This is a genomic window from Aerococcus sanguinicola (genome assembly GCF_001543145.1).
GTDB lineage: Bacteria > Bacillota > Bacilli > Lactobacillales > Aerococcaceae > Aerococcus > Aerococcus sanguinicola.
Genome location: NZ_CP014160.1, coordinates 1,910,459 through 1,929,901 on the forward strand (window position 1 = coordinate 1,910,459; position 19,443 = coordinate 1,929,901).

Here is a 19,443-nt window from a genome sequence, read left to right on the forward strand (position 1 = left end):
AAGGGAGGCAGGCTGCCTCCTTAAAATTTATTCTTGAATCTTGCCGAAGTCAGATAGGGGCCAGAATCTAAAGTTGGTGGTCCCTTCGACTTGGTCGCTGTGGACGAAGCCAAAATAGCGGCTGTCCTTTGAAACGGGACGGTTGTCACCGAGGACAAAGAATTCGCCCTCAGGCACCGTTTTTTCATTGGTCAGTTCTTCGAGGGTGAAGTTCTGGGTCACCAGCTGGCCGGGATTGCTGGCCTTTAAGGGCTCCAGATATTCCTCTTTAACAGGCTCGCCGTTGACGTAGAGCTGGTTGTCCTGGTATTTAATCGTATCCCCAGCCTTACCGATTACCCGTTTGATGTATTTCTCATTAGGGGCATCGGGGCCCGGGAAGACGACAATATCCCCGCGATCTGGTTCAGCCAAGCGATAGGCGATGGCCATATCCCCATTGTGGAGAGTAGGCGCCATGGAGTCACCCGAAATATTAATCGGGAAGGCAATGTATTTTTGCACCCCTAAAACTAGGACAACCGCAATGAGAATTGGGAGGATAAAAGAAATTACTTCATTAAAAAATCGTTTCATCAATTTGCCTTCTTTCTAAGCTTGCGCCAAGACGTCAATGGCCTTATCCAACTGGCTATCATTGGCTTTAATCTTCTCTTGCATCTTTTGGGTTAAACGCAGGGCGGTTTCTCCGTCCACTTCTCCTGTGACCTTCAAGCCGGCTTCTTCCTGGACGGTTTGAACCGCTTCAACGGTGCCTTGGTCGTAACGGCTGGTCACCTGGTCTTCGCTGAGATAACCCAAGCTGTGGAGGATCTTTTGAATATTGAGGACGGCCTCAGATTGTTGGCCCGCCTTGTAGTGCTGGCTCGTATCAATTAGGGTCAGTTTAGCATATTCTGGCAGGCTTTGCTCAATATCTGGCTGGATTCCCTTCTCATTGATCCAAGTACCGTCAGGAGTTAGCCATTTCGCCACAGTGACCTTCATCTTCCCATTCTTATCAAGGGGGAAGACAGTCTGCACGGATCCCTTACCATAAGAATTCTGACCCACGACCGGCACTTGACCGCTCTGTTGGAGGGCGCCGGCTAAGATTTCACTCGCACTGGCCGAACCTTCATCAATTAGGACAACGAGAGGGGCTTGGACTTTAAAGTCGCCCAAGTCTTGGCTATTGGCCTGGTAGACTTGCTCTTCCCCCTGGTTGTCTTCCACCTTCAAAATGGTCTGCCCCTCTTCGAGGAAGATATTGGCAACCTTCAAAACGGAAGGCAAGAGGCCCCCTGGATTCCCCCGCACATCTAAGACGAATTTCTTAGCGCCCTGCTTTTGCAGGTCCTTGAGGTTTTGAACGAGTTCGTCGTAGGTCGTTTCTGAGAATTCGGAGATTTGGATATGGCCGACGTCAGGGGCTTGGTCCATAAGACGGGCATGGACGGTTTCGATAGGGATTTCATCCCGCTTCACCTTGACTGTCTGCTCTTGGTCGCCCCGCTTAATCTTCAGCTCGACCTCTGTTCCCTTCTCGCCGCGGATCATCTTGACCGCTTCTTCGGTAGACAAACCCTTGGTCGACTTGCCATCCACTTCGAGGATGATATCATTGGCCTGTAAGCCAGCTTTTTCAGCGGGTGAATCCTTGATGGGGCTGATAATTGTAAGCCAGCCATTCTCGGTAGTGACTTGGGCGCCAATCCCTTCAAAACTCCCCTTGATGGTTTCATCCAGACTCTCTGAAGCAGCACCGGTCAAATAAGCGGTATAGGGGTCTTTTACACTATCTGCCATTCCCGCCATAGCACCATTCACGACTTCCCCCTTCTTAACGTCTCCAATATATTGGTCGTTCAAGATTTGGTAGCCGTACTGGAGCTTACGCAGGTCAGCAGCCGATAGGGCCTGGTCTGAAGCTAGCAGGTCCCAGGGTAAACGGCCTGTGGTATAGGTATTGGTTCCTAGGATACCCAGGACCAGTCCAACCGACAGGCAGAGAGCACCCTGCCCAACTCTTTTTTTGCCCAACTTGCCTGTATTTTTAGGGCTTGCTTTAGCTTGGTCACTTGTTTGCGTGTGTTTATCTTCCTGCATGTGAGCCTACTTTCTAACCTTGTTCATAGTCATAGGCCTGCCATAAGTCATCAAAACATGAGATGTAATCGGCATAGTCACTATGGCCTTCAATATAGCGGCTGATTTCATCGAATTCCTTACTGTCGCGGGGAAAGTCCAGGTCGCGGTAGACCAAGTCAGCAAAAGCTTCCTTCTGGTCGACCTCTAGACTGCCCCGCCCTCTAAACCGTTCCACATAGCGGTAAAATGAAAGTGACATCTTCTTCCTCCTCTACTGGCCTTGTCGGTAAGCTTCTATTTGTTCTACAGCATAAGGCAAAGGCAGGGAAAAGGCAAGTTTGATCTGATTGTTAGGCAGGTCAATCGCTTGCGCTACGATAGCGACCTGTCCCTCTGCTGAAACTTGGTCGAGGCGGACAATGAGACGCTCCTGGTCCCTATCCACACTGAGCGGCACATGGTCGGGAATGAGCCGGCTAAAGAGTGCTAGACTAGTTCCAATGGGCAGGTCCAAGCCTTCTACTTCAATGGCCTCTATAGAAAGACCAATATTCCCGTCATTCTGGGCTTCTGCCTGGGCACGAATCTCATAAGACAGCTCTTGCCCTAAGACCTGAAATTGGCCTAATAAATGGACCTGATCGTCCAAGTGGAGGCGGTAAGGCACCTGGTCGCCAGCTAGGAGAGCCTGCATGAGAACGTTAAAGCTCTCTCGGCTGAGCTGGGTTTCAGCTTGTATGGTCTCTTCCGTTTGGGCTAGCTCTCCCTGGTCAACCGGTTCATAAGAAGGCCGGATACTGGAGAGGACAAGGAAGAGGCCAAGTGCTAGGGCCAGGACTAAGCCGAGGAGAATAAAGAAGGCCCGTCGCCAGCCATTGCTTTGTCTTGCCATCACTTAGCCTCCCGTCGGTAAAAAATAAAACGATGGGGGTAAGGATTCTTATCGTCAACTGCGCCCTTGATTTCCGCATAGCTGTGGAAATCACTGAGGTCAGGATCCATGACCGTATCCCCTGCCATGGCATGGTCGATGTAAGTTACCCGCAATTCATCTAAATAAGGCCAGAAGCTTTGGTAAATCTGCTTACCGCCGATAATATAGACATCTTCCTTCTTGGCCAGTTCTAGGATGGGATCGATAGCATGGATGAGTTCAACAGAGGACCTATCGCCATTGATTGCAATCGATTCTGAACGAGTCAGGATATAGGTCTGGCGGTCAGGCAGAGGCTTAGAGCCCATGCCCTCAAAGGTTTTGCGGCCGAGGACAATCTTATGGTACATGGTTTGGGAACGAAAGAATTGAAAATCATTGGGCAGGTGCCAGGGCATCTTCTGATCTTTACCGATGACACCATTGCGGGCCTGGGCCCAAACGGCAATTAACATCTTAACTCTCCTTCAGCGTTAAATCATGACATTAAACAGCAACAGGGGCCTTAATGGCTGGGTAAGGGTCGTAGCCTTGGACGAAGATATCTTCAGTCGCAAGCTCATCCATCGGGGCTTCTCCTTTAATGACGAGTTCAGGCAAGGGACGGGGCTCGCGCGACAATTGTTCCTTGACTTGGTCTAAGTGGTTCTTATAAATATGCACATCACCAAAACTATGGACGAAATCGCCCACACCGAGTCCCACTTCCCGAGCTAAAAGATGGGTCAATAAGGCATAAGAGGCGATATTAAAAGGAACGCCCAGGAAGACATCGGCACTCCGCTGGTAGAGCTGGCAGCTCAATTTCCCATCTTGGACATAGAACTGGCTCAAAGTATGGCAGGGAGGCAGGGCCATATCTGGCACATCTTCAGGATTCCAAGCGCTGAGAATCATCCGTCTTGAATCTGGTGTATGGCGCAATTGGTCGAGGAGGATGGCGATTTGGTCAATCTCTCCCCCATCCCGGGTCTCCCAGTGCCGCCACTGTTTACCGTAGACCGCACCGAGGTTGCCATATTGAGCCGCAAAATCATCGTCTTCAAGCATGAGCTGGCGGAACTTAGACATTTCTTCTTTATAAACTGCCGCGAAGTCTGAGTCGCTTTCAGCCCGCAGACCAAAATCAGTCATATCCGGTCCTTGGTAGGCCGCGCTTTCCACCCAATTCTTAAAGGCCCACTCATCCCAGATATGGTTATTATGCTCGAGTAAGAAGCGAATATTGGTATCCCCTCTTAAAAACCAGAGGAGTTCGCTCTTAATTAAACCAAAAGCGACTTTTTTGGTTGTCAGAAGTGGAAAGCCCTCATTCAAGTCAAAGCGCATCTGGTAGCCGAAAGTCGACAGGGTCCCTACCCCTGTTCGGTCATCCTTAAAGCTTCCCTTGTCTAAAATATGTTGCAATAAGTCTAAATATTGTTTGGCCATTGTGTCACTCCCTAATAAGTTTTTTCACTGAGATAATCCCAATACGTCATTTGGTCTAAAAGTTCAGCTTCGGTGGTCTCTTTTTCTTTTTGTAAGTCGGCTAATTTCCCATAGTCTGCTCCATTGGCTAACATCTCTTCATCAATGCTTTGGAGCTTGTCTTCTAGTTGACTAATCACCGTTTCGATCTGTTCCCAGTCCTTCTTCTCTTGGTAGGTCATCCGGTTTTTGCGATCTGGGTCCTTTTGTTTTTGAGCTTCTGCTGGCTCCTTGGGTGTTTTTTTGGCCTGGGCCTCCGCCTTGGCCTTGTCCGCTGCCTTAAGCTCTTCTTGGTAGTCGCTATAGGAACCGAAGAAGATATCGACCTCATGATGGTCATCGATGGCCAAGAGCTTGTCGACTACCTTGTCGAGGAAGTAACGGTCGTGGCTGACGGTCAGGACAGCGCCTGGGAAATCTTCTAAATAATCTTCCAGGATGGTCAGGGTCTGGATATCCAGGTCATTGGTCGGCTCATCTAAGAATAAGACATTGGGCCGGGCCATGAGGATACGCAAGAGGTAGAGCCGCTTCTTCTCGCCCCCTGACAGGGATGAAATCTTCACCCCATGCATGGACCGGTCAAAGAGGAAGGTTTCCAGCATCTGGGAGGCACTGAGGGTTTTCCCATCCCGGTAAACATAGTCTTCCGCCTCTTCTTGGATATAAGAAATGACCCGCTTGTCTTCGGGCAAATCGACAGGCACTTGTTGGAAGTAGCCTATTTTTACCGTCTCCCCTATCACAACTTGGCCAGATAAGGGAGGCAAGAGACCAGCAATGGTATTCATCAGACTGGTCTTTCCTGCCCCATTCTCCCCGATAATCCCGATTCGGTCCCGGTTCTGGACGAGAAGGTCTAAGTTTTTGACCAGGGGAGCTTCTGACTCATAGCCAACCGTTAAATCCTGACATTCGATAACCTTCTTACCTAGGCGCTCTTGGTCAAAGTCGATACTGAGCTTCTGGTCCGGTCCCCTTTGGCCTTTCACTTGGCCTTCCAAGTCCTCGAAGCGGTTAATCCGAGCTTGCTGCTTAGTCGTCCGAGCCTTGGCGCCTGTCCGCATCCAGGCTAATTCCTTCTTATAGAGTTGCTTTTGTTTGCGGGCCGTCTCACGTTCTTGCTCGTCCTCGATGGCCTTCTTCTCCAGATAAGCCTGGTAATTGCCCTCGTATTCGCGCAAGTTCCCATGGTCCAAGGCAAAAATACGACCTACTACCCGGTCCAGGAAGTAACGGTCGTGGGTAATCAAGAGGACCGACCCCTTATAATTAGCTAAATACTTCTCCAACCAGGCAACCATCTCAAAGTCCAGGTGGTTGGTCGGTTCATCGAGGAGGAAGAGGTCGGGTTCTTCAATCAAGGCCTTGGCTAGGCCAATCCGCTTACGCTGTCCCCCGCTCAGCTGGCGGATAGTTAGTGAGCTATCTGTAAAGCCTAGCTGGTTGAGGACGGTATGGATGGTTGTATCCAATTGCCAGCCATCTTCTGCATTCATAGCCTCTTCCGCCTGGCTAAAGGCAGCTTGGAGGTCTTTATCCTGGGGCGACTGCGCGAGGCGGTGGGCCGCTTCCTGGTAGCGAGCTACAATTTGGACCAAGTGGCTCTCTGAATCATAGACGGCTTCAAAGATTGTGAGGTCTTCATCAAAGTTTTCCTCTTGGCTAACCATAGTGACCTTGAAATCTTTGGGGTGCTCCATTTCCCCGCTATCCAGGCTGTCCACGCCTGCTAAAATACGCATTAAAGTACTTTTTCCTGAGCCGTTGGTTCCAATCAAGCCCACATGGTCCCCTCCCCGAATAAGGAAGGAGACATCTGTTAACAGGGGTTTCTCCCCATAAGTTTTATACCAATTTAAGGCCTTGAAATCTTTCATCTATTTCATCGACTCCTTTAAAGTTACTTACATCCTTATAGTTTATCATAAGTTCGGGGTTAGGAAGCAAAGTTTTTATAAAGACACGACCAAGCAGGCCCTTTAATTTTTTCGCCTTTGTTTTCAACCTAGTTGGGTTCGCAAGATCAGCTTTCGTGTCACTTCACAAAGTCCCCGCCGTACTCGGGTTTAGGCTAGCAGAAATAGCTCCTCTTCACTAAAATTCGCCGAGGACCTTCAGTCTTCTCTGGCTTTTAGCTCCAGAGGTCTATTTCTCCCGCTAGCCTTCGCACCCTTTAGTCTTGCAGACTGCTCTGGTGACTTGTTCTAGTAAACGAAAGCTAACTATTTGAACGTTTAAGAGGCAAATTCAAAAGCGCAACGCATGTTCACCGTGCAATCCTTCTCCTATAGCACCTCTCTTAAAGTTAATAGCGCACTAATTAAGCAAGAAGATTTTACTTTCAAGTCAAACCCAAAAGCTGCGTTTTATTTAATAATATATTCATTTACTGTTGTGAGCAGGAGTGAAGCGTTGAAGTTGGTCCTTAGTCATGAAAAGCAAGTAAAGCGAATTACGGAGCGTAGGCTTTAGCCGTACGGTCCGTTTGAGATTTGCTAGGCGAGAAACCGAGGTTCGAGCCGGTGCTATGCTTTAGCCGTTGGAGCTTTAGCGACTTACGGATAAAGTACAAGACGGCTTCAGCCGTGTTGATCCTCTAACCCTTCAAGGACCAAATTCAAAAGCGGAACGCATGCTCATCAGCACAGATCATAGTCGGATTCGCAAGGCAGAAACTTCTCCACTTCACACGATCGAAACGTGCAAGCATCCAAAGCTAACCGCGCTCCGTCACACCCTATCTAGTCGGGTTCGACTTGGCAGACTTGGAGTGATTTCACAATTAAGGAACGAGCGAATGTTTCGCTCTTATCCTTAATTGTTCCAATCATCCAAGCCTAAGCGCCAAGTCTCTCACCCTTTTTAAATAAAAGAGATCGTGGTTTGATCTTAACCACGATCTCTTAAAGTGTCAATTATTTGTCTTCCTCTTGGGCCTTTTTGCGGGCAGCCTTTTTTGCCTTGCGGTAGGCCATACGTTGCTCGCGGCGGGCAGAGGTTGACCACTTGGAATAATCTTCGTCTTCCATGGCTTGGACTTCACCTAATAGGTAGCCGTTGCCGACTTGGGAGAAGAAGTCATGGTTAGACGTTCCTGTTGAAATCCCGTTCATTACAATCGGATTAACGTCTTCCGCAGTATCAGGGAAGAGCGGGTCAAAGCCTAGGTTCTGCAGGGCTTTATTGGCATTGTAGCGAACGAAGATATTAACATCCTCTGTCCAACCAATTTGGTCGTAGACGGCTGAGGTATACTTCATTTCGTTTTCATATAGGTCGTAGAGGAGCTCGAAGGTCCAATTCTTCAGCTCTTCTTGTTCTTCTTCGGATAGTTCATTGTAGCCTAATTGGAACTTGTAGCCAATATAAGTGCCGTGGACGGACTCATCACGCAAGATCAGCTTGATAATTTCCGCCACATTAGGCAGTTTGCTGTTGCCCAAGTACCAGAGGGGGGCATAGAAGCCGGAATAGAAGAGGAAGGATTCCAGTAAGACGCTGGCTGCCTTCTTCTGCAGGCCCGTCCCTGTCCGGTAAACTTGGTTGATCTTTTTCGCCTTGTATTGGATCAGTTCATTCTCATTGGTCCAGTCAAAAATCTTATCGATTTCAGACGTGGTATTAAGCGTAATAAAGATCGTGGAATAAGACTTAGCGTGAACAGACTCCATGAAGTGGATATTCGAGAAGACGGCACGCTCTTGCTGGGTCCGGGCGTCTGGTAAGAGGACTAAGGCCCCCTCTTCTGATTGGAGGGTATCCAGGAGGGTTAAGCCGCCAAAGACCTTGTCGACGACATCTTGTTCAGCAGCAGACAGCCGACGCCAGTCATCCAGGTCGTTGGAGACGGGGATCCGGGTGTCCAGCCAGAATTGTTCCGTGAGCTTCTCCCAGGTCAGCTTGTCAACCATGTCTTCAATGCTGTCCCAGTTAATAGCCTTGTAGTATTTACCCAGGTCCGGATCAGCTTGGTCCGTCCCATCCCACAAGTTTTGTTGCCAATTATCTTTTGAATTTATATAGAGATTGTTATCAATTTGTCCCATTTTGACCTCCTTAACTGTTCTTAAATAGAGCAGGATTCACAGTAATTGCTGCCGATTTCATCGCCATCGTCGGTAAAGGTCCGGATATAGTAGATGGACTTGATGCCCTGGTTCCAAGCATAATTGCGCAAGATATTTAAGTCCCGCGTGGTCAGCTTGTGGTCATCTGGATCTTTCCAAGGATAGAGGCCGGAAGGAATGTCTGAGCGCATAAAGAGGGTCATGGACATGCCTTGGTCCACATGCTGTTGGGCAGCGGCATAAACGTCGATTACCTTCCGCATATCCAGGTCATAGGCGGACTCATAATATTGGATATTATCATTGGAGAGCTGGGGCGCTGGGTAATAGGTCTTCCCGGTCTTCTTCTCTTGCCGCTCTTCAATTAATCGGATAATCGGCTGCAAGCTAGCGCTGGTTTCATTGACATAGGAAATGGATCCCGTTGGCGCAACCGCTAGACGATAAGCGTGGTAGAGCCCATCCCGCATCACGTCATCGCGCAAGGCTTGCCAGTCTTCCTTGCTTGGGAGCGGCACCTTAGCCATAATTTGAGCCACTTTATCGGATTCATAACGGAAGTCTTCTTCGATATATGGCTCGAAGTAAGACCCATCCGCATAAGCAGAGTTTTCGAAGTTGGCGAAGCGTTGGCCGCGCTCAACTGCAATCTTATGGCTGGCCTTAAGGGACCAGTAATTGAGGGCGTAGAAATAAGCCTCCGTTAATTCGAGCGATTCATCTGACCCGTAGTATATGTGGTTGATGGCAAAAAGAGTATGGAGGCCCATCGCCCCTAGACCAATCGTGTGGTACATCTGGTTGCCGTTTTGGATGGATGGGACGGCCTCAATATCCGTGCTGTCGGTCACAAAGGTCAGCCCTCGAACGGCTGTTTCTACAGATCGAGCAAAGTCATCCGACTCGACCATGTTCACCATATTGGTTGACCCTAAGTTACAGGAAATATCGGTGCCTAAGTGGTCATAGAGCTGCTCATCATTAATCTTCGAAGGTTCTTGGATCTGTAAAATTTCTGAGCAGAGGTTGGACATCACGATCGTTCCATCAATAGGATTGGCTTCATTGGCCGTATCGATATTAACAATGTAAGGGTAGCCAGATTCTTGTTGGAGTTTGGAAATTTCATTCTCTAATTCCCGGGCCCGGATCCGGTACTTGCGGACCTCTGGGTGGTGAACAAGTCTGTCATATTCCTCAGTAATATTGACATAAGAGAAAGGCTTGCCATAAATCCGTTCCACATCGTAGGGACTGAAGAGGTACATGTCATCATCAGCTGCTACGAGTTCATAAAATTTGTCTGGAACCGTAATGCCTAGGGATAAAGTCTTCACCCGAATTTTTTCATCCGCATTCTCCTTCTTGGTGGAGAGGAAGCGGACAATATCAGGATGGAAGACATTCAGGTAAACTACCCCGGCTCCGTTTCTTTGCCCTAATTGGTTAGCATAGCTGAAGCAGTCTTCGAATAATTTCATAACGGGAACGACCCCTGAAGCGGCATTTTCGATCTTCTTGATGGGAGCCCCTTCTTCACGGAGGTTGCTGAGGTTGATCCCTACCCCACCCCCGCGCTTGGAGAGTTGCAAGGCGGAATTGATGCCCCGACCGATCGAATTCATGTCATCGGTTAATTGGATCAGGAAGCAAGAGACCATTTCTCCCCGGCGCTTACGTCCGGCATTGAGGAAGGTTGGGGTCGCAGGCTGGAAGCGCTGGGAGAGGATTTCATCACAGAGCTTACGCGCCAGGTCTTCATCCCCGTCGGCTAGGTAGAGGGCATTATAAACGACCCGGTCCTCATAGCGTTCCAAATAGCGTTCCCCATCATCGGTCTTCATGGCATATTGAGTGTAGAACTTGTAAGCCCCCATGAAGGATTGGAAGCGGAACTTGCGGTCATAAGCGTCCTGCATCAATTGGTAGATAAAGTCCCGGTCATACTTGTTGATGAAGCTTTCATCCAGGTAGTCATGGTCAATCAAGTAACGGATCTTCTCTTCGAAGGTATAGAAGAAAACCGTATTAGGGTTGACATGCTCCAAGAAAAAAGCCCGGACAGCTTCTTTGTCTTTTTCGAGCGGGATCTTGTTATCGATTGGGATATTTAATTCGTTGTTTAACTTATAATAGGTAATTTCATTTGGTTCGTTGGATACTTGTGGATTCTTCAATTTCTTTCGCCAACTCCTTTACTTTTTCTACATCGTGGGAATTGCCCATAAATTCAAAGGTGTGTAAGAGGGGCAGGTCATAGTCCATAGCCAGATCTTTTGCGGTAAAGCAGAAGAGGTCATTAAAATTCAGATTACCTCCCCCAATGACGCCCTGGCAATAGGACAGGTTGTCCCCTGTTTCGATGAAATCATTCATGATATCAGTCACTTCGATTTCGTAAGTGGGAACAATCATGAGATAGGGTTGGTCCACTGTGGTAAAAGCATTGTGGTCCGTGATTTCTAGAGATGGCAAGCCGAGCTTTTCGACAAAGCGGCGTGTATTGCCTACCAGAGACATGTAGACGATTAACATCAAATCCCTCCTTTTTTCAATAGCCCTATCATACGTCACGACCTAACCGTAATTCAAGTAATTGATCCAACATATTGAATTCTAATTTTATTCTCACACAAGATATAGTATGGCAAGGGGCTTTGGCCCCAAAATAAAAAATAAGGGCCAAAAGAAAAAACACAGATCTTGTATCTCTTGCCCCTTATCCTTTATTCTTCACACATATGTTCAATGGCCTGACTGATGATTTCATAGACGTGGTCGTCGGCCTGGCTGTAATAAACTGACCGCTTGTCCCGTCTGGATTTTAACAGCTTGCTTTCTCTGAGGACCTGTAATTGGTGGGAAATGGCTGATTGCTCCATATCGAGCGCTTGCGCAATTTCCGTCACGTTCAATTCCCGTCCCTTAAGTAGGTAAAGGATAGAGAAGCGTGTTTGGTCCCCAATCACCTTAAAAAACTTGGTCACCTGCTGCTTCACTTCAGGACTTAATTCAGATTTTTCCATAGCACCGCCTCCTTAAATCGTAATCATTCTTATTTTATACGATAAAAGTGATTGATACAATACCTTTTCCCTTCTTCTTACATATTGGCGAAAGTTTGGGCCAAGTCATCGGTCAGACGCAGGCTCTGGTCAGCCAGTTCGGACGGGATATGGTAGGGTTTCTGGTTCATCATCACATAGAGGGCTTGTGGATTATCCAGGGTTTCTTCTTGGAAGGGTTCGCGGATCAATTCGGGAGTGGTATGACCGATACCGATCTCCAAGTATAGCACCTTTTTCCCTTCATTGGCAGCTAAGAAGTCCGTATAAGCCGCTTCTTGTTCATGCCAATGGGCGTCCTCGACCATGCCTCGGACTGTGTCACGCTTGTTAATTTCCAGGGGTGCCCCACAATTGGGGCAGTAAGGGATCAGTTCGCTAGGCACTTTCATATCCTCTTGGCGATCAACCATCTCGCGGATCATATCATCGTCGCGGTAGGTCACGTCCTGGCACTGCTTGGAGCATTGGAAGAGGACGTACTTGCCCTGGTAGTAGAAAACCTTGTCCATGTCAAAGCCCGCTGCTTCAAAGGCATTATCCGCATTGGAGGTAATGATATGGTAGTTTTTATCTGCTAGGAGATCTCTTAATTTAAGATAGGAAGCCCCAGCATCTTGGTCCAAGCCGTTAAGTTTAACAAAGCGGCTCTGGAAGGCCCAGTACTCTTCTAAGGACTCAAAATCATTTAAAAAAGCTTGGAGCATGTCAAAGAGCCCGTACTTGGCGATGAAGTCGGGGAAGTTCTCTTTGAAGCGGGGGCCTACATAAGTAAAACCGTCCGCTGCTGACATCCCTGCACCAATTCCGATCACCAGAGCCTCGGCTTCCTTAAAGAGCTCAGCCAGTAATTCTGATTCGGACTTTTCTTCTGCGCTTTGGAGCGCTTTCCAAATTTTATTCATAATTTTCCTCCCCTAATAGTTGACGGTAAATCTGGGCATCCTCATCGCTAAAAACATTGAAGATGACCTTGAGTCGAGATGGGTGCTCATCTAGGTAAGTAGTCACCGTATGGATGGCAATCTGGGCAGCTGCTTCTCTTGGGAAGGCAAACTGTCCCGTGGCAATGCAAGGGAAGGCGATACAGTCTAGGCCTTCCCGCTCAGCGACTTCTAAGCAAGACCGGTAGCACTGGGCCAGGAGTTGGCGGCGGATAGGCGTCACCCGACCATCCTGGATCACAGGGCCTACCGTATGGATTATGTAGCGACTGGGTAAGTGGTGGGCGGACGTTAGCTTGGCCTTGCCGGCAGCTTCTAAGCGCCCCTGTTTAGCCATCAGGTCTTGGCATTCTAAACGCAAGGCAGTTCCAGCATAGCTATGGATGACATTATCGATGCAGGCGTGACCAGGAATGAAGCAACCCAAGAGCTGGGAATTGGCGGCATTGACAATTCCATCCACTGCTAACTGGCAAATGTCCCCCTGCCAGAGAGCTAAGGGGCCCCAAGTCTCTTCCATGTCCGTCCAATCATAGTGCGGCTTGGCCTGGTTAATGGTATCGAGCACCTGGCCTTCTGCTTCGAGGTAGTCTGAGCTAATGGGTTGGGCTGGCCGGGTATTGACTAAGCTACGGTATTGGTCAAAGGCCGATAAAGCAGGATCTAAATCAAAATCCGGACGTTCGGCCTGGAGATACTTAATCAAAGCTGGCAAACTAGCTTCCATAAAAGTCCCCTCCTCTTCTTCAATCAGTAAAGGGGCAAGGCAAAGGCCCCGCCACCTCATAAATCGCTAATCTGCAAAAACTAATCCAAAAGTCAACCCTGGCATCCACTTCCGAAATAGCTAGAAGATTGTCTAAAAGCAATCCGCCAGCATTTCTTCTCGTAGTCCAGGGTTTAATGACATTTATCATAAGCTAATTAGGCGTTTTCTAATCCCGCAAAGGCTTCTTCATCAACATCTGTTAATTTAACCAACCAATTTTCTTCTGACTTGGCTGAGTTTAAGAGTTCCGCTTGGTCTTCAGCCGCCGTGTTCTTTTCTACAACCTTACCAGCTAATGGGCTTTGGATTTCCATCACGGTTTTTGAAGCTTCGATATTGGCGATAGGGTCATCTTTTTCTAAGTGGTCTTCGCTCGTGAATTCAACGAAGCCAACAGTGCCAACATCATCTTGTAGTTCAGGGGTCATAGAAACGACATAGTTAGCGCCGTCTTTTTCGATAAATAAGAAATTTGCACGTTTTTTCATTCTAATACCTCCAAGTTAAAACTTACTCTATCATCATAACATATTTTCTCAAATAATGGGACCCCTTGCCTCTTTACTTGATCAAGGCGTCAGCCAGGAGTTCTAAGCTCTTAGTCCGGTTATCAAAGCCGGGCACTAAGGGAATCAAAAGGGCCTCATCGGCGTTTAAGCGGCGGTTCCAATCGGCAATTTCAGCGCTTACCTGGTCGATTCCTCCCGTAATCATGCGCTTGCGGTTCTCCTCCATGGCCTGGATTTGGTCTGCTGTTGCTTCAAAGGACTGGCTGCTCGCGATGGAGGGGAAACGGTCATAGTAGCGGAAATTATCTTGACCCAAGAGCCACCAGTCCAAAGCCTGAGCCAGGTCTTTGGACTGGTCAGGGTCTTCTGCCACGGCGACAAAGGCGGCATACATCACCCGGGGCTCGGCTGTTGCCTTGGAGGGCTTGAAGTTCTCCCGGTAAGCCGCCACTGCCTCTTCCGCAATTTCTAAGACATTATCCCGGGCGAAGGGGAAGATCCCAAAGCAATAGGCAAGGCCCAAGCGTCCCGCTAGTTTGGCATTGGCTACACTTGAGGAGAGGATCCACATCTCTAAATCTTCTCCGATGGTCGGATTGGCCTTGAGATCATTGAAGCGGTGGTCGGGCTGGTCCTCATCGGTCATATACTTATAGAGGTCCTTGATGGCCTGTTCGTAAGACAGCTCCCCTTCTTGATATTCATTCATCACCTTGGCAATTTGGGGCACGCTTTTATTGTTACCGAAACCTAAATCAATCCGCCCTGGATGGTAGGCCGCTAAGACCTTGAAATTTTCCGCAACTTTGTAGGGACTGTAATGGGGAAGCATCACGCCACCTGACCCAATATGGATGCTTTTGGTCCGATCCGCCAGGCGCATCATAATCACTTCCGGGCTTGAAGAAGCGAAGGCTGGGATATTATGGTGTTCAGCCACCCAGAAGCGCTGATAGCCCAAGTCTTCAGCCAGCTGGGCCAATTCTTCCGTATGGGCTAAGGCCTCAACCGCACTCTCCCCTTCATCCATTACTGCATAGTCTAAGATACTATATTCCGTCATCTCGGAACTCCTTTCTTTAACCAACATGTCTTTCTTCTAATTTATGACGAAAGCGAATACATGTCAATTTTTGCCAAGGGTCTTTTCTAAAAAAATTCTTTTTTGGGATCAGAAAGCTTGGTATTTATACATTTATTGTTCTTTTAAAAATACAAAAATTGAATAGTAACCGTTTTCTTTCAATCTATGATAAAATAAAAGCAGTTGCTTAAAGGAGGTGTGCTATGTTAACTGACCAATGTGCCCGTCAGGTGCTTAGAGAGATTATTGCCCTCTACCCTGACGTGGAAACCGCCCTTGATTATCAAAATCCTTTTGAATTATTGGTGGCCGTGATCCTGAGCGCCCAGACAACAGATGTTCAGGTCAATAAGGTCACCCCTGCCCTCTTTGCGGCCTATCCTGACCCAGAAAGCCTAAGCCAGGCTAAGGAAGAAGATGTGGCGGACTATATCAACCGGATTGGTCTCTACCGCAACAAGTCCAAGTACCTGGTCGCCTGCGCCAAGATGCTAGTGGAAGATTTTGATGGGAAGGTGCCGCAGAACCGTAAAGACCTGGAGAAACTGCCCGGAGTCGGACGGAAGACTGCCAATGTGGTCTTAAGTATTGCCTTTGATATCCCCGCCTTTGCGGTGGATACCCATGTGACCCGGGTCTGCAAGCACCATGGGATCGTCGCCCAAGATGCCAGTGTTAGAGAGATTGAGGACCGGGTGACCAGCCTCTTGGACCCAAGTGAGTGGACCCAGGCCCACCAAGCTTTGATCTACTTTGGCCGCAATATCTGCCATCCCAAAAACCCTGAATGCCGGGACTATCCCCAACTCTACCAATGCCTAGATGAAAAATAGCGATGAATGCGTTTAGTCCTGCTCCATTCAGAGACTGAGGTATAAGCAGAAAAAAACAGACAGCCTTTAGTCTGTCTGCTTAAGATTTTTTTGGTGCTGCTGGCCCACTTCCTTAAAGAAGCCCTCTTCGAGCTGGACTTCCTGGTAGGCGATCCCCGCTTGGTCCAGGAGGTGGAGGGCATAGGGATGGTTGTGGTAGTTATACAAGTAATAGATCTTCGATATACCCGCCTGGATGATGGCCTTGCTGCACTGGAGGCAGGGAAAGTGGGAGACGTAGATTTCCGCCCCAGCTGTCGGGGCCCCGAATTTGGCACACTGGAGTAAGGCATTCATCTCAGCGTGGATGGTTCGCACACAGTGGCCGTCTTCCATATAACAGCCTTCATCGAGGCAGTGGACCTCACCGGAAACGGAGCCGTTATAGCCTCCCGAAATAATCCGCTTGTCTCGAACGATAACGGCGCCCACCATTAAACGTTGGCAGGTTGAGCGCATAGACAGCATTAGGCTCTGCGCCAGGAAGTATTGGTCCCAAGGGATGCGGTTACTCATGATTTTTTCTCCTTTTCTATTGTGAACGTGTGACAAAAGTCGATGAGGCCTGAATCAGCAGAAGTATTTTTCTAGACCCCTTCATACCAGTCACAGGCGACGATTTCAATAGGATAGGTCATTTCGACTTCTTCTTTTAACTGGAGGAGGCGGTTGCGGCTCTTACTGTAAGTATTAGATACTAAAGCAAAGCCCAGACTCATGAAGAGATGGTCGTCTAAGTGAGCAATTTCAGCAGCTGATACCCCATAGCGTCGCTGGCAGCGTTGAATGATACTCTTGACCAAACGTCGCTTGTCTTTGAGTGACTGGATGCCGGATAAGCGACAGGTCAATTCAAAAGCTAGTACGTACATTGTGATCCTTTCTAGAATTAACAGGAGGTTATTTTATGTTAAGCAAAAAAGAACTGCGTAAAGCCGTCAAAGCCAAACGTCAAGAACTGAGCCCCGAATACTATGCATCGGCCAGTCAAAAAATTACGGACCGCCTTCTTAAAAGCGAGGCCTACCAAGAGGCCCAATGCATCTTCACCTTTCTGACCATGCCCCGGGAATTCGATACCGAAGCGCTCATCCGGCAGGCCTGGCAGGATGGGAAAACCATTGTCGTTCCCCGGGTGGAAAGTATGGGGCAGATGAGCCTGCGCCGTTATGACCAAGGTGATGAATTGATCCTCAGTTCTTTAAATATTGAAGAGCCTAGTCCCGAAGCAGAGATTGTTCCTCTTGAAAGCATTGACTGGGTGACCCTGCCTTGCATGACCTGCAATCCTAAAGGCGAACGCCTGGGCTATGGGGGCGGCTTCTATGATCGCTTCTTGGCCCAATACCAAGGCAGGATCAGTCTCCCCTATTTCGAGGAATTAATGGTGGACGACATCCCCATGGACCCCCACGACCACCTAGTGCCCCATATCGTTACGGAAAAGGCTGAATACTTCCCTGGCCGCTAGTCTCCGTAAGCGTCGAAGTCCACTTCCACATAGGTCTGACCTGTCCTTAGAGCCTCTAAAGCGAGCTTGCGGTCTTTGACCAAGGGGCTAGGCAGGTCGTCTAGGGGGAACCAGTCTAAAGCGTCATGCTTTTCCGGCTCCAAAATGTGCGGCTGGCCTTGAAAGCGCTGGCTGGTAAAGAAAATATTATAATAAGTTGTATCCCGGTTAATGCGATTGTGGCTGAGGAGGACAAAGTCGAGATCATCGACATCTAGTTCGATGCCGATTTCTTCTTTGGCTTCCCGCACAATGGCTTGGCGGACACTTTCAGCTGCTTCAACATGACCACTGATGAGGTCCCATTGTTGGGGCAGCATTTTTGTATTGGCCCGGTGCTGGAGGAGAACTTCCCTTTGTCCTTGGCACTCGCGCGTTAGGATAAGGATGCCCGCACTGGGCGTTAGATGATGGTTTGACATAGTTTCCCTCTTTCTATTCATCGCGGCTAAGCGCATGGAATTCCGCCTGAACTAAGCTGGCCAAGTCCTTGGGCGCAAGGCCCAACTGGAAGCCGCGCTTGCCGGCACTGACATAAATCATATCATAAGCTAGACTGGATTGGTCAATATAGGTTGGAAAGAGCTGTTTCATGCCAACGGGCGAACAGCCCCCGCGGACATAACCGGTCACTTTGAGCAGATCCTGTAAAGGTAAAAGTTCCAATTTCTTGACACCAGCAATCCGGGCACAGTGCTTGAGATCCAACTCTTCTAGAATCGGAAGGACAAAGACATAGTGGTCCCGGGGATTGGCCTGGCAGACAATCGTCTTATACATCTGCTTAGCTGGCAGGTCAGAATGCTTGGCAGCGTCCCGTCCCGACAGGTGGTTTTCATCGTAGTCGTATTCATGCTGTTCATAAGTTATCCCCGCTTGTTCGACCATGCGGATAGCATTGGTTTTCTTGTGTTTCTTTCCCATTTAGACTCCCTTCTTCCGGCTTAAACCCCGCATAAAGGCTGATAAACCCGCCGCAATGGCGCTGGGCCGGACGACATAATGGTCTTGGTAAATTTGGTCAGCCAGGGCGCTGTGGCAGTAAAGGGCACTCAAGATAGCCCCTGGCAAGTCGTCCTGACTTTGGCCGATAAAGGCAGCCATCATGCCAGCCAGGGTGTCCCCCGACCCGCCGACCGCCATGCCAGGATTACCGCAAGTGTTCTGGTAATAGGCAGTCTGGCCCGGCAGGTAGACTTGGCTTGCCTCGCTCTTCTTAACCAGATAGACCTGGTAGCGGTCGCACCAAGCCTGGACGCTGGCTGGATCGGACTTGGGCTCAGTAGTTTCATAGAGCCGAGCCCATTCGCCAGGATGAGGGGTTAGAATCAGGTGGTTAAAGTCCTCTAAGCGAGCGACCTGGTCTTTGATATCTGCTGCCAGCATGGTCAGGGCATCCCCGTCAATAATCAGGGGCTTGGTCCGGGCTTCTTGGTAGAGAAGCTGGCTGATGCGTCGCCAGCGGTAGAGCGACCGCCCCATACCTGGTCCGACGAGGATAACTTCGCTGCTTTCAAGAGCGGCTTGGACTTGTTTTAAGTCCGACCAGTCGACCACCATTAATTCAGGTAGACTGGCATGGATAGCTGGCACATTCACCGGATCAGTGGCTATCGTGATTAGACCTGCGCCCCCGGCTAGGGCCGCTTGACCCGCCATCTGGATAGCGCCCCCCATATTGGCGTTGCCTCCAATTAAGAGCAGGCGCCCATAAGACCCCTTATAGGACTGACGGGATCGCTGGGGCAGCCAATCGACCACCCGGTTTTCTGTAATTTTTATGGCTTGCATTGGCTTCAACCCTCCTTGATTTTTTCTAAAAGCTATATCTTGTATCTCCTATGATTCTATGATACTATATCTAGGCGAAAAGAAAAAGATGGATTGAAAGGATGACGGAAATGGTCAAAGTATATTCTAAACCTAATTGCATGCAATGTAAATTTACAAAGAAATTTTTAGACGAACATGGGGTAGCCTTCGAAATGATCGATGTCACTGAATCCGAAGCCGCTCTTGAAGAAGTCAAGGCCCTTGGCTTCCAAGCCCTACCGGTTATCGTAGCGGATGGCCAAGAACCCTTCTACGGCTTCCGCCCAGATATCTTAGCAAAATTTGCCTAAAGCCATCATAAAAGCCCTCTGAC

The 19,443-nt window shown here is 48.8% G+C and carries 23 protein-coding genes; 3 read left to right on the top strand and 20 right to left on the bottom strand.

Annotated features, from left to right (window positions below; all coding sequences use genetic code 11):
• Nucleotides 1–27 precede the first annotated feature (27 nt).
• The 15 genes from lepB to AWM72_RS08605 all read right to left on the bottom strand — a co-directional run bounded on the left by lepB (nucleotide 28) and on the right by AWM72_RS08605 (nucleotide 14,894).
• On the bottom strand, nucleotides 28–576 hold the full coding sequence (gene lepB / locus AWM72_RS08535; RefSeq protein ID WP_067976237.1) for a signal peptidase I: 549 nt from the start codon (nucleotides 574–576) through the stop codon (nucleotides 28–30).
• A gap of 15 nt (nucleotides 577–591) precedes the next feature.
• Entirely contained in the window at nucleotides 592–2,088 is a 1,497-nt protein-coding gene (locus AWM72_RS08540) for a S41 family peptidase (protein WP_067976239.1), read from the bottom strand.
• Nucleotides 2,089–2,101: 13 nt separating this feature from the next.
• Nucleotides 2,102–2,329: a YozE family protein gene (locus AWM72_RS08545; RefSeq protein WP_067976241.1), complete on the bottom strand. Its 228-nt coding sequence runs from the start codon at nucleotides 2,327–2,329 to the stop codon at nucleotides 2,102–2,104.
• 12 nt (nucleotides 2,330–2,341) lie between these two features.
• On the bottom strand, nucleotides 2,342–2,962 hold the full coding sequence (locus AWM72_RS08550; RefSeq protein WP_067976243.1) for a DUF2140 family protein: 621 nt from the start codon (nucleotides 2,960–2,962) through the stop codon (nucleotides 2,342–2,344).
• On the bottom strand, nucleotides 2,962–3,459 hold the full coding sequence (locus AWM72_RS08555; RefSeq protein ID WP_067976245.1) for a dihydrofolate reductase: 498 nt from the start codon (nucleotides 3,457–3,459) through the stop codon (nucleotides 2,962–2,964). The genes AWM72_RS08550 and AWM72_RS08555 overlap by 1 nt, the downstream gene beginning before the upstream one ends.
• Before the next feature lie 31 nt (nucleotides 3,460–3,490).
• Complete coding sequence (locus AWM72_RS08560) at nucleotides 3,491–4,435, bottom strand: thymidylate synthase (protein WP_067976246.1); 945 nt, start codon at nucleotides 4,433–4,435, stop codon at nucleotides 3,491–3,493.
• Between the two features lie 11 nt (nucleotides 4,436–4,446).
• A complete protein-coding gene (locus AWM72_RS08565) occupies nucleotides 4,447–6,354 on the bottom strand; it encodes an ABC-F family ATP-binding cassette domain-containing protein (RefSeq protein ID WP_067976248.1) in 1,908 nt (635 codons plus the stop codon).
• A gap of 1,038 nt (nucleotides 6,355–7,392) precedes the next feature.
• Nucleotides 7,393–8,433 (bottom strand): class 1b ribonucleoside-diphosphate reductase subunit beta, encoded by a 1,041-nt coding sequence (gene nrdF / locus AWM72_RS08570; protein WP_180754550.1) that lies wholly within the window; start codon nucleotides 8,431–8,433, stop codon nucleotides 7,393–7,395.
• A gap of 110 nt (nucleotides 8,434–8,543) precedes the next feature.
• Nucleotides 8,544–10,721: a class 1b ribonucleoside-diphosphate reductase subunit alpha gene (nrdE, locus tag AWM72_RS08575; RefSeq protein WP_067976250.1), complete on the bottom strand. Its 2,178-nt coding sequence runs from the start codon at nucleotides 10,719–10,721 to the stop codon at nucleotides 8,544–8,546.
• Nucleotides 10,687–11,079: a class Ib ribonucleoside-diphosphate reductase assembly flavoprotein NrdI gene (gene nrdI / locus AWM72_RS08580; protein ID WP_067976252.1), complete on the bottom strand. Its 393-nt coding sequence runs from the start codon at nucleotides 11,077–11,079 to the stop codon at nucleotides 10,687–10,689. The genes nrdE and nrdI overlap by 35 nt, the downstream gene beginning before the upstream one ends.
• Nucleotides 11,080–11,270: 191 nt before the next feature.
• Complete coding sequence (locus tag AWM72_RS08585; RefSeq protein ID WP_067976255.1) at nucleotides 11,271–11,570, bottom strand: ArsR/SmtB family transcription factor; 300 nt, start codon at nucleotides 11,568–11,570, stop codon at nucleotides 11,271–11,273.
• A 77-nt stretch (nucleotides 11,571–11,647) separates the two neighbouring features.
• Entirely contained in the window at nucleotides 11,648–12,514 is an 867-nt protein-coding gene (locus AWM72_RS08590) for an SIR2 family NAD-dependent protein deacylase (RefSeq protein WP_067976256.1), read from the bottom strand.
• A complete protein-coding gene (locus AWM72_RS08595) occupies nucleotides 12,507–13,280 on the bottom strand; it encodes a protein-ADP-ribose hydrolase (protein WP_067976258.1) in 774 nt (257 codons plus the stop codon). Before AWM72_RS08595 ends, AWM72_RS08590 begins: the two co-directional genes overlap by 8 nt.
• 197 nt (nucleotides 13,281–13,477) lie before the next feature.
• A complete protein-coding gene (locus AWM72_RS08600; RefSeq protein WP_067976260.1) occupies nucleotides 13,478–13,810 on the bottom strand; it encodes a glycine cleavage system H family protein in 333 nt (110 codons plus the stop codon).
• Nucleotides 13,811–13,883: 73 nt separating this feature from the next.
• Nucleotides 13,884–14,894: an LLM class flavin-dependent oxidoreductase gene (locus AWM72_RS08605; protein ID WP_067976261.1), complete on the bottom strand. Its 1,011-nt coding sequence runs from the start codon at nucleotides 14,892–14,894 to the stop codon at nucleotides 13,884–13,886.
• A gap of 224 nt (nucleotides 14,895–15,118) precedes the next feature.
• Here AWM72_RS08605 and nth point away from each other — a divergent pair, with 224 nt between their 5' ends.
• Nucleotides 15,119–15,748, top strand: coding sequence for an endonuclease III (nth, locus tag AWM72_RS08610; RefSeq protein ID WP_067976263.1), 630 nt, complete (start codon nucleotides 15,119–15,121; stop codon nucleotides 15,746–15,748).
• A gap of 66 nt (nucleotides 15,749–15,814) precedes the next feature.
• Here nth and AWM72_RS08615 read toward each other — a convergent pair whose 3' ends face one another.
• Both AWM72_RS08615 and AWM72_RS08620 read right to left on the bottom strand, forming a co-directional pair.
• Nucleotides 15,815–16,303, bottom strand: a complete 489-nt coding sequence (locus tag AWM72_RS08615; protein WP_067976265.1) for a ComE operon protein 2 — start codon at nucleotides 16,301–16,303, stop codon at nucleotides 15,815–15,817.
• Nucleotides 16,304–16,374: 71 nt separating this feature from the next.
• Nucleotides 16,375–16,659, bottom strand: coding sequence for a DUF503 domain-containing protein (locus AWM72_RS08620; protein ID WP_067976267.1), 285 nt, complete (start codon nucleotides 16,657–16,659; stop codon nucleotides 16,375–16,377).
• A 35-nt stretch (nucleotides 16,660–16,694) separates the two neighbouring features.
• Between AWM72_RS08620 and AWM72_RS08625 the strand changes: the two genes are divergently transcribed.
• The gene (locus AWM72_RS08625; RefSeq protein ID WP_067976269.1) at nucleotides 16,695–17,258 is read left to right on the top strand and encodes a 5-formyltetrahydrofolate cyclo-ligase; all 564 of its coding nucleotides are present in this window, start codon (nucleotides 16,695–16,697) and stop codon (nucleotides 17,256–17,258) included.
• Here the strand turns inward: AWM72_RS08625 and AWM72_RS08630 are convergent.
• From AWM72_RS08630 to AWM72_RS08640, 3 genes are read right to left on the bottom strand one after another with little or no spacing between them, the layout of a single operon-like run.
• On the bottom strand, nucleotides 17,255–17,719 hold the full coding sequence (locus AWM72_RS08630) for an NUDIX hydrolase (protein ID WP_070485883.1): 465 nt from the start codon (nucleotides 17,717–17,719) through the stop codon (nucleotides 17,255–17,257). The two genes, AWM72_RS08625 and AWM72_RS08630, sit on opposite strands and share 4 nt — an antisense overlap.
• Nucleotides 17,720–17,732: 13 nt before the next feature.
• The gene (gene ybaK / locus AWM72_RS08635; RefSeq protein WP_067976271.1) at nucleotides 17,733–18,221 is read right to left on the bottom strand and encodes a Cys-tRNA(Pro) deacylase; all 489 of its coding nucleotides are present in this window, start codon (nucleotides 18,219–18,221) and stop codon (nucleotides 17,733–17,735) included.
• Nucleotides 18,222–19,088, bottom strand: a complete 867-nt coding sequence (locus AWM72_RS08640; RefSeq protein WP_067976273.1) for an NAD(P)H-hydrate dehydratase — start codon at nucleotides 19,086–19,088, stop codon at nucleotides 18,222–18,224.
• Between the two features lie 110 nt (nucleotides 19,089–19,198).
• On the opposite strand from AWM72_RS08640, the gene nrdH reads away from it, so the two are divergent.
• Nucleotides 19,199–19,420 (top strand): glutaredoxin-like protein NrdH, encoded by a 222-nt coding sequence (nrdH, locus tag AWM72_RS08645; protein WP_067976276.1) that lies wholly within the window; start codon nucleotides 19,199–19,201, stop codon nucleotides 19,418–19,420.
• Nucleotides 19,421–19,443 lie beyond the last annotated feature (23 nt).

Bases quoted from the DNA above. Each gene is read 5' to 3' on its own strand.
- lepB (WP_067976237.1), bottom strand. From the start codon at position 576: ATGAAACGATTTTTTAATGAAGTAATTTCTTTTATCCTCCCAATTCTC.
- AWM72_RS08625 (WP_067976269.1), top strand. From the start codon at position 16,695: ATGTTAAGCAAAAAAGAACTGCGTAAAGCCGTCAAAGCCAAACGTCAA.
- AWM72_RS08590 (WP_067976256.1), bottom strand. From the start codon at position 12,514: ATGAATAAAATTTGGAAAGCGCTCCAAAGCGCAGAAGAAAAGTCCGAA.
- AWM72_RS08555 (WP_067976245.1), bottom strand. From the start codon at position 3,459: ATGTTAATTGCCGTTTGGGCCCAGGCCCGCAATGGTGTCATCGGTAAA.
- AWM72_RS08620 (WP_067976267.1), bottom strand. From the start codon at position 16,659: ATGTACGTACTAGCTTTTGAATTGACCTGTCGCTTATCCGGCATCCAG.
- nth (WP_067976263.1), top strand. From the start codon at position 15,119: ATGTTAACTGACCAATGTGCCCGTCAGGTGCTTAGAGAGATTATTGCC.
- ybaK (WP_067976271.1), bottom strand. From the start codon at position 18,221: ATGGGAAAGAAACACAAGAAAACCAATGCTATCCGCATGGTCGAACAA.
- AWM72_RS08560 (WP_067976246.1), bottom strand. From the start codon at position 4,435: ATGGCCAAACAATATTTAGACTTATTGCAACATATTTTAGACAAGGGA.
- nrdI (WP_067976252.1), bottom strand. From the start codon at position 11,079: ATGTTAATCGTCTACATGTCTCTGGTAGGCAATACACGCCGCTTTGTC.
- AWM72_RS08605 (WP_067976261.1), bottom strand. From the start codon at position 14,894: ATGACGGAATATAGTATCTTAGACTATGCAGTAATGGATGAAGGGGAG.
- AWM72_RS08630 (WP_070485883.1), bottom strand. From the start codon at position 17,719: ATGTCAAACCATCATCTAACGCCCAGTGCGGGCATCCTTATCCTAACG.
- AWM72_RS08550 (WP_067976243.1), bottom strand. From the start codon at position 2,962: ATGGCAAGACAAAGCAATGGCTGGCGACGGGCCTTCTTTATTCTCCTC.
- nrdH (WP_067976276.1), top strand. From the start codon at position 19,199: ATGGTCAAAGTATATTCTAAACCTAATTGCATGCAATGTAAATTTACA.
- AWM72_RS08545 (WP_067976241.1), bottom strand. From the start codon at position 2,329: ATGTCACTTTCATTTTACCGCTATGTGGAACGGTTTAGAGGGCGGGGC.
- AWM72_RS08640 (WP_067976273.1), bottom strand. From the start codon at position 19,088: ATGCAAGCCATAAAAATTACAGAAAACCGGGTGGTCGATTGGCTGCCC.
- AWM72_RS08595 (WP_067976258.1), bottom strand. From the start codon at position 13,280: ATGGAAGCTAGTTTGCCAGCTTTGATTAAGTATCTCCAGGCCGAACGT.
- AWM72_RS08565 (WP_067976248.1), bottom strand. From the start codon at position 6,354: ATGAAAGATTTCAAGGCCTTAAATTGGTATAAAACTTATGGGGAGAAA.
- AWM72_RS08615 (WP_067976265.1), bottom strand. From the start codon at position 16,303: ATGAGTAACCGCATCCCTTGGGACCAATACTTCCTGGCGCAGAGCCTA.
- AWM72_RS08585 (WP_067976255.1), bottom strand. From the start codon at position 11,570: ATGGAAAAATCTGAATTAAGTCCTGAAGTGAAGCAGCAGGTGACCAAG.
- AWM72_RS08540 (WP_067976239.1), bottom strand. From the start codon at position 2,088: ATGCAGGAAGATAAACACACGCAAACAAGTGACCAAGCTAAAGCAAGC.
- AWM72_RS08600 (WP_067976260.1), bottom strand. From the start codon at position 13,810: ATGAAAAAACGTGCAAATTTCTTATTTATCGAAAAAGACGGCGCTAAC.